The organism is Streptosporangium sp. NPDC000563, assembly GCF_040299985.1.
Taxonomy (GTDB): Bacteria; Actinomycetota; Actinomycetes; order Streptosporangiales; family Streptosporangiaceae; genus Streptosporangium.
In genome coordinates this window covers 197,489-205,501 of sequence record NZ_JBEPDA010000013.1, presented here as the reverse complement: position 1 = coordinate 205,501, position 8,013 = coordinate 197,489, and the positions used below count along the sequence as shown (strand labels likewise).

The window sequence follows — 8,013 nt, the reverse complement described above, 5'->3', positions numbered from 1 at the left end:
CCCACCAACCCCGCCCCGCCCCTCACAAACACCCCCCCCGCGCGGGCCCGGGGGCGCACTTGGCCGTGCCCCCGGCCCCCCCCCCCCTCTCCGTTCTGCACGGCTCTCAAGCCCTCAGGGGCCGACTCCGTTCCCCGGGGCCCGGATGGCCAGCCGGGCGCGGGTCCGGGAGCGGGTCCGGGAATCCGTGAGGTGAATCGAGTGGGGCGGCGAGATGGTCGCCGTGCACGCTCACGAGCGGGCGCATAGGAAATTCAAGAAAACCGGAAATGCAAAAACCCCGGAAGCCGTTGCTTCCGGGGTTCGCGATGTAGCCCCGACCGGATTCGAACCGGCGCTACCGCCTTGAGAGGGCGGCGTCCTAGGCCACTAGACGACGGAGCCTTGCGAGAGACAGTGGTAGTCCCGACCGGATTCGAACCGGCGCTACCGCCTTGAGAGGGCGGCGTCCTAGGCCACTAGACGACGGGACCCTACACACTGTCATCGGACTCGGAGGGGACCGAATCCGCAACATCTTCCTGAGAAGATGCAGCTGGGGTACCAGGACTCGAACCTAGAACAACTGAACCAGAATCAGCCGTGTTGCCAATTACACCATACCCCACCGCGCTGGACTCCCTTGCGGGCCTCGCTGGCGACTCCGAAAGAATAGCCCAGGTTGGGGGTCAAGACCAAAACGATTGCCGGAGGCCCAATCGCGGTATCACCGGGCTGTCGCCACGAAGGTCCACCGTGTAACGCTGCTGGGGAGACCCAGCCGCATGTGAGGAGTTCGTACCTTGACCGACAACCCGTTCTTCACCCCCAGCGAGCTGCCCTACGGGCTGCCGCCGTTCGCTCTGGTCAGGGAGGAGCACTACCTTCCCGCCTTCGAGCGTGGCATGGCCGAACAGCTGCGTGAGGTGCGGGAGATCATCGAGAATCCGGAGGCCCCGACGTTCGCCAACACGATCGAGGCGCTGGAGCGCTCGGGTCGCGTCCTTCACCGGACCATGGTCGTTTTCTCCAGCCTCTCCGCCTCGGACGCGACCGACGGCATCCGGGAGATCGAGACCCAGATCTCCCCCAGGCTCACCCAGCACGCCGACTCCATCCGCCTCAACCGCTCCCTGTACGCCCGGGTCAAGCAGGTGACCACCGACGACGCCGAGGAGGCGTGGCTGCTGGAGAAATACCGCGTCGACTTCGTCAGGTCGGGAGCCGACCTGTCCGAGGCCGACCAGGGGCGTCTCAGGGAGCTCAACGAGGAGCTGACCAAGCTCTCCACGACCTTCACCCAGAACCTTCTCGCCGCCTCCACGGACTCCGCGCTCGTCGTCGAGGACGTCAAGCTGCTGGACGGGCTCTCCGAGAGCGCGATCAAGGCGATCGAGAAGGACGGCTCGTACGTCCTGGCGCTGTTCAACCACACCAACCACCCCGTCCTCGCGGAGCTGACCGACAGGGAGACCCGCAGGAGGCTGTACGAGCTGTCCACGGGCCGGGCTCCCGAGAACTTCGAGCTGGCGGCCAGGATGGCGACGCTCCGCGCCGAGCGGGCGGCGCTGCTCGGCTACCCCAGCCACGCCGCCTACTCCGTCGCCGACCAGACGGCCAAGACCACCGAGGCCGTCGAGGAGATGCTCGGCAAGCTGGTGGGACCCGCGGTGGCCAACGCCCGCCGGGAGGCCGAGGCGCTGAGCGAGGAGGCCGGTTTCCCCATCGAGCCGTGGGACTGGTCCTTCTACGCGGAGCGGGTGCGCAAGGCCAGGTACGACTTCGACGGCGCCGACCTGCGTCCGTACTTCGAGTTGGACCGGGTGCTGCGCGACGGCGTCTTCCACGCGGCGGGCGAGCTGTACGGGGTCGTCTTCTCCGAGCGGGACGACCTGGCCGGATACCACCCGGACGTGCGGGTCTTCGAGGTGTTCGAGGCCGACGGCTCGCCGCTCGGGCTGTTCCTGTTCGACCCGTACGCCCGGCCCACCAAACGCGGCGGTGCCTGGATGAACGCCCTGGTCGACCAGTCGCACCTGTTCGGCACGCGGCCCGTGGTGATGAACAACCTCAACATCACCAAGCCCGCCGAGGGGCCGACGCTGCTCACGTTCGACGAGGTCAACACCGCCTTCCACGAGTTCGGCCACGCCCTGCACGGCCTCTTCTCCGACGTGCGCTTCCCCCGGGTCTCCGGCACGGCGGTGCCGCGCGACTTCGTGGAGTATCCCTCGCAGGTCAACGAGATGTGGGCCACCTGGCCGTCGATCCTCGCCAACTTCGCCAGGCACCACGAGACCGGCGAGCCCGTACCCGCCGAGCTCCTGGAGAAGATGAGGGCCGCGGAGAAGTTCAACCAGGGCTTCGCCACCGTCGAGTACCTCGCGGCGACGCTGCTCGACTGGTCCTGGCACAAGCTGGCGGCGGGCGCGCCCATCAAGAACGCCGCGGACGCGGAGGCGTTCGAGAACGCGGCCCTGGAGCGCAACGGGATCGCCTTCGAGCTGGTCAGACCCCGCTACCGGACCAACTACTTCGCCCACATCTTCTTCAGCGGGGTGGGCGGCTACAGCGCCGGCTACTACTCCTACATCTGGAGTGAGGTGCTCGACGCCGAGAGCGTCGACTGGTTCAAGGAGAACGGCGGCCTGGAACGCGAGAACGGCGATCACTTCCGCTCCACCCTGCTGTCGGTCGGCGGTTCGCGGGACGTGATGGACGCCTTCCGTGACTTCCGTGGGAGCGACCCGCGCATCGAGCCCCTGCTGAAGCGCCGCGGGCTGCTGGTCCCGTAACCGGTCCCCCGGGAAGCTCCGCCCGCCGGCCCTCTCACCCCGTGCGGTGTCCGCGTCGCGGAGGTTCCCTCAGGGGTTCCCCGGGGTCTTCGAGCGGCCTCCGAGGCGATGACCTGCCGGTTTACGCTTCGGTGCAGCGCCGGGGTGTGGCTTCCCACACCCCGGCCGGGACCACAGACCCAATGCGCCGGAAAGCGGGCGGCGGGCATCGTGGACGCCATGAGACGACTACAGCGAAGGACGGGCGCCGTGCTCGTCGCCGGCCTGGCGGGCGCCCTGCTGCTGGGAACGGCGACCCCGGCGACGGCACAGCAGGAGACGGCACGGACACCGCGGACCACTCCCGCCGTCTCGACCTCCACCACCGGTACGGGCGGGCCCGGCGGGGATGTGAAGGTGCGCACCGACGCCGGGTGGGTGAAGGGTGCGAAGGTAGGAGACCACCGGCTCTTCCAGGGCATCCCGTACGCCGCGCCCCCGGTCGGAGAGCTGCGCTGGCGATCACCGCGGGCCGTCACCCCGTGGCAGGGGGTGCGCGACGCCACCGCGCCCGGCAGCCGGTGCGCGCAGACCGCCGACATCTGGGGGCTGCCGGGAAGCGAGGCGGAGGACTGCCTCTACCTCAACGTGACCGCGCCCACGTCGAGCGGCGGGAAACGCCTCAAGCCGGTCATGGTGTGGCTGCACGGCGGGAGCCTGACGAAGGGGGCCGGCAGCGACTACGACGCCCGCAGGCTGGCCGTGCGGGGCGACGTCGTGGTGGTGACGGTGAACTACCGGTTGGGGATCTTCGGGTTCTTCGGGTACCCCGGGCTTGAGAACTCGGGGGCGTTCGGGATCGAGGACCAGCAGGCGGCCCTGCGCTGGGTGCGGCGCAACGCGGCGGCCTTCGGCGGCGATCCGCGCAACGTCACCCTGGCCGGTGAGTCCGCGGGGTCGCACTCGGTGTGCGCGCAGCTCGCCTCCCCCTCGGCGGCCGGGCTGTTCCACCGGGCGATCACCCAGAGCAGCCCGTGCGACGCGGGAGGCTTCGAGGGGACCCCGCTGAGGCCGGTCCTGGACGTGCCGCTCTGGGTGCCCCGAGCCTCCCACGAGGGCTACGGACAGTTCCTCGCCACCGGGCTGGGGTGCGCCGACCCGGCGACCGCGCTCGCCTGCCTGCGGGGCAGGCCGGTGGCCGACCTGCTCGCCCGGGATCCCCTCCCACTGCCGGGGTACGGCAACGCGGTGCTGCCCGAGGACCCCGCGAAGGTGTTCCAGGAGGGCCGATTCCACCGGGTGCCTGTGCTGACGGGCATCACCCGGGACGAGGGCACGCTGTTCACCTCGCTGATATTCCCGCCGATGACGGCCGCCGAGTACGAGACCGCCGTCAACGACAGGTACGGCGCCGCGGGACCCGACGTCCTGGCCCGTTACCCGCTGAGCGCCCACGGCGGCTCGCCCCTCCAGGCGGTCTCGGCCATCATGAGCGATCTCGACTGGGCGTGGCCTGCGCGCGACACCGACCTGCTGCTCGCCCGGCATGTGCCGACCTTCTCCTACGAGTTCACCGACCGTACGGCGCCCGTGCTCTTCCCGTTGCCCAACGGGATCAGGCCGCTCGCCTCGCACGGCTCCGAGCTGTCGTTCCTCTTCGGGGTCGGCTGGGAGTCCGCCCCGCTCACCCCCGCGCAGCGGCGACTCGGGGACGCGATGATCGACTACTGGTCGCGGTTCGCCGCCGTCGGCGACCCGAACCGGCCGGGACTGCCCGCCTGGAAGCGCGTGCGTCCCGGACACGGCACACCGTACGTGCAGGAGCTGTCCCCGGGACGGGACGGTATCAAGCCCTTCGACCGCGCCTCGGCCCACAACCTCGGCTTCTGGGACGAGCTCGCCGGGCGGGGCACGGAACGGGGACGTTCCTCGGGCTCCCCTTCCTGAGATTCTCGTCCTGAGATCCTTCCCCGTGACCGCGGTCACGGGGAAGCGGCGAGAAAAAGCGACGGCCCGCCCCGGGCAGAGACCGGGGCGGGCCGTCAACCTTTGCAGGCCCTGCAGGCCGGAAGCCTTTTCAGGGCCCCGGGCCCGGTCGGGCCTGGGGCCCCTTTCTCCTCCGGTTCTCCTCCGGGTCCCTCAAGGCATCCGATCGGGTGTGAAAGCCCGCCCGAGGCCCGCGAAGCCCGATCAGGCCTGGAGCCTCGCGAGGGCGGCGCGCAGACGCTCGATGGAGCGCTCACGGCCGAGGACCTCGATCGACTCGAACAGCGGCAGGCCCACGGTCCGGCCGGTGACGGCGACGCGTACGGGGGCCTGGGCCTTGCCGAGCTTGAGGCCCTGTTCGAGGCCGACCTCCTCCAGCGCGGTCTTCAGCGACTCGGGATCCATGTCGACCGTCTCCATACGGGCGAGATAGCCGGTGAGGATCTCCACGGCGGAGTTCTTCATCGCCTTGTCCCACGACGCCTGGTCGAAGACGGGCTCGTCGAGGAAGAGGAAGTCGACGTTCGCCGTGATCTCGGACAGGACCGCGATGCGGGTCTGGGCGAGCTCGGCGACCTTGGCGAAGGTCTCGCGGTCCCAGCCGGGCTCCAGCCACGGCTCACATCGGGCGACGAACTCCTCCAGGGGCAGCGCCCGGATGTACTCGCCGTTGAACGCGCGGAGCTTCTTCTCGTCGAAGAACGCCGGGGAGGGGTTGACGTCCTCCAGCTTGAACAACGGCACCATCTCCGACCAGGGCATGATCTCCCGGTCGTCGCCGGGGCCCCAGCCGAGCAGCATCAGGTAGTTGACCATCGCCTCGGCCAGGTAGCCCTCCTCGCGGTAGGACTCCAGGGCGACCTTGTCACGTCGCTTGGACAGCTTCTGGCGCTTCTCGTTGACGATGACCGGCACGTGCGCCCAGGTGGGCGGGGCGACGCCGAGCGCCTCCCAGAGCAGCTGCTGCTTGGGCGTGTTGGACAGGTGCTCCTCGGCGCGGACCACGTGGCTGATCCGCATCTCGACGTCGTCGACGACGTTGGCCAGCACGAACAGCGGGGAGCCGTCGCCACGCGCGACGACGAAGTCCTCCATCGCGTTGTTGGGGAACTCGACGGTGCCGCGGACCAGGTCCTGGATCACGGTGACACCCTCGTCGGGGGTGCGGAAGCGGACCGCGCCCTCGCTCAGGCCACGGTCGCGGCAGAAGCCGTCGTAGCCCCGGTGCTCGGAGCCGGTGCGCGCCTTCACCTCGTCGCGGGTGCAGGTGCAGTAGTAGGCCCGGCCGCCGGCGACGAGCTTGGCCACGGCCTCGCGGTGCTGCTCCTCGTACGACGACTGGAAGTAGGGGCCCTCGAAGGCCTGACTGCCGTCGTTGACGCCGATCCAGGCGAGCGCCGAGATGATGCCCTCGGTCCATTCCGGCCGGTTGCGCGCGGCGTCGGTGTCCTCGATGCGCAGCACGAATTTTCCGCCGGTCTGCTCGGCCAGGGCCCAGTTGAACAGCGCGGAGCGGGCGCCGCCGACATGGAACATGCCGGTCGGCGAGGGGGCGAAACGAACCCTAATCACGGGAGACCACCCGGTTGCTGAGAGTGCCGATTCCTTCGATGAAAACGCTGACCTCGTCGCCGACGCTGAGCGGGCCGACCCCTTCCGGGGTCCCGGTGAGGATGACGTCACCGGGGATCAGGGTCATGACCGCGCTCACGTGGGCGATCAGCGCGGGGATGTCGTACATGAGCTTGGAGGTGCGGGAACTCTGCTTGACCTCGCCGTTCACCGACGTGACGATGCCGACGTCACTCGGGTCGAGCTCGGTCTGGATCCACGGGCCGAGGGGACAGAAGGTGTCGAAGCCCTTGGCCCGGGTGAACTGGACGTCCTTCTTCTGCAGGTCCCTCGCCGTGACGTCGTTGGCGCAGGTGTAGCCGAAGATGACCTCGTGCGCCCGTTCGCGGGGCACCTCACGGCAGAGCCTGCCGATCACCACCGCCAGCTCCCCCTCGTAGTCGACCCGCTGGGAGAGGGTCGTCGGATAGGCGATCGCCTCCCCCGAGCCGATCACCGAGGTCGACGGCTTGAGGAAGACGAGCGGCTCGTCGGGGACCTCGTTGCCCATCTCCTTGGCGTGGTCGGCGTAGTTTCTGCCGATCGCGACGACCTTGCTGGGCAGCATGGGTGCGACCAGCCTGACCTGGGAGAGCGAGTATCGCTCGCCGGTGAACTGGATCGGCCCGAACGGGTGACCCGAGATCCCGGAGACGAACTCCTCCCCTGGGCCGCCTTCGACCACCCCGAACCCGACACCGTCTCCTGTGGAGAACCTCGCTATACGCACACGACAAGGCTAGTCGGGCTCCGGATCCCACCGGACCGTACCGGGGCCGCCCCGTCTCACCGCCCGGGGGCCGACGCCATATGTAGCTGTAGATCCGATTTCCCGGATATTGCCATCTTTGCTCCAAGAAACACTATGTCCTGATTTATGCCTATACGGGGGGTATGACCGCCACAGAAGCATCGGGGGGCCAGAAGGGTCTTCCCTCGGGGGAAGGAACGGACGTGACTGAAGCCAGCACGGTGAACAGGCCCAAGGGCGACGAGGCCACGGTGCCCCGGGCACGCACCGACAGTCCCGGATCCCAGAGTGGCCTGGTCACACCGAAGGGGACCACCACCATCGACAGCGGGGTCGTCGCGAAGATCGCGGGCCTCGCGGCCAGGGAGATCCCTGGCGTGCACAACATGGGAGCGGGCCCGGCACGCGCTCTCGGCGCGGTACGCGGCATGGTCGGCGCCGACCGGAGCGCCACCCAGGGCGTATCGGTCGAGGTGGGCGAGCGGCAGGCCGCCGCCGACCTGGAAGTGGTCGTCGAGTACGGGATCGCGATCCCCGACCTGGCCGCCGCCGTACGCCGCAACGTGATCACGGCGGTCGAGCGTATGACCGGCCTTGAGGTCACCGAGGTCAACATCAAGGTCTCCGACGTCCGCATGCCCGGCCAGGACAGGGACTCCTCGGAGGAGGCGTCCGAGTCGGAGCCCCGCGTCCGGTGAGAGGCCCGGAAGGCGGTGCGACGGGACCGGGTCGCGAGCCGAAGGACCCGGGCCGCGAGACCATCACGCCCCCGGCACCGGTGGATCCCGGCCGCGGGACGTCCGCGCCCGGGTACGGGAAACCCGGACGAGGAACGACAGAGCCCACGCGCGGGCCGGAGGATCCCGCACACAGACCGGAGGCGCGTGAACCGGAGGCACCCAGAGAGGCACA

At 69.4% G+C, this 8,013-nt stretch carries 5 protein-coding genes and 3 tRNA genes; 3 read left to right on the top strand and 5 right to left on the bottom strand.

Annotated elements, in window-relative coordinates:
- Nucleotides 1-311 precede the first annotated feature (311 nt).
- The 3 genes from ABT352_RS26585 to ABT352_RS26575 all read right to left on the bottom strand — a co-directional run bounded on the left by ABT352_RS26585 (nt 312) and on the right by ABT352_RS26575 (nt 607).
- A tRNA-Glu gene (locus tag ABT352_RS26585) sits at nt 312-384 on the bottom strand.
- 13 nt (nt 385-397) lie between these two features.
- Nucleotides 398-473 (bottom strand) — tRNA-Glu (locus ABT352_RS26580).
- Between the two features lie 62 nt (nt 474-535).
- Nucleotides 536-607: transfer RNA gene (locus ABT352_RS26575), tRNA-Gln, on the bottom strand.
- Between the two features lie 175 nt (nt 608-782).
- Here ABT352_RS26575 and ABT352_RS26570 point away from each other — a divergent pair.
- Nucleotides 783-2,774: a M3 family metallopeptidase gene (locus tag ABT352_RS26570; RefSeq protein ID WP_350947647.1), complete on the top strand. Its 1,992-nt coding sequence runs from the start codon at nt 783-785 to the stop codon at nt 2,772-2,774.
- Nucleotides 2,775-2,993: 219 nt separating this feature from the next.
- Complete coding sequence (locus ABT352_RS26565) at nt 2,994-4,700, top strand: carboxylesterase/lipase family protein (RefSeq protein ID WP_350947646.1); 1,707 nt, start codon at nt 2,994-2,996, stop codon at nt 4,698-4,700.
- A 243-nt stretch (nt 4,701-4,943) separates the two neighbouring features.
- Here ABT352_RS26565 and gltX read toward each other — a convergent pair whose 3' ends face one another.
- Nucleotides 4,944-6,275 carry a glutamate--tRNA ligase gene (gltX, locus tag ABT352_RS26560; RefSeq protein ID WP_350947652.1) on the bottom strand — a complete coding sequence of 444 codons (1,332 nt, stop codon included), beginning with the start codon at nt 6,273-6,275 and terminating at the stop codon, nt 4,944-4,946.
- A 28-nt stretch (nt 6,276-6,303) separates the two neighbouring features.
- Nucleotides 6,304-7,080 carry a fumarylacetoacetate hydrolase family protein gene (locus ABT352_RS26555; protein WP_350947645.1) on the bottom strand — a complete coding sequence of 259 codons (777 nt, stop codon included), beginning with the start codon at nt 7,078-7,080 and terminating at the stop codon, nt 6,304-6,306.
- A 224-nt stretch (nt 7,081-7,304) separates the two neighbouring features.
- Here ABT352_RS26555 and ABT352_RS26550 point away from each other — a divergent pair, with 224 nt between their 5' ends.
- Nucleotides 7,305-7,799: an Asp23/Gls24 family envelope stress response protein gene (locus ABT352_RS26550; RefSeq protein WP_389777408.1), complete on the top strand. Its 495-nt coding sequence runs from the start codon at nt 7,305-7,307 to the stop codon at nt 7,797-7,799.
- Nucleotides 7,800-8,013 lie beyond the last annotated feature (214 nt).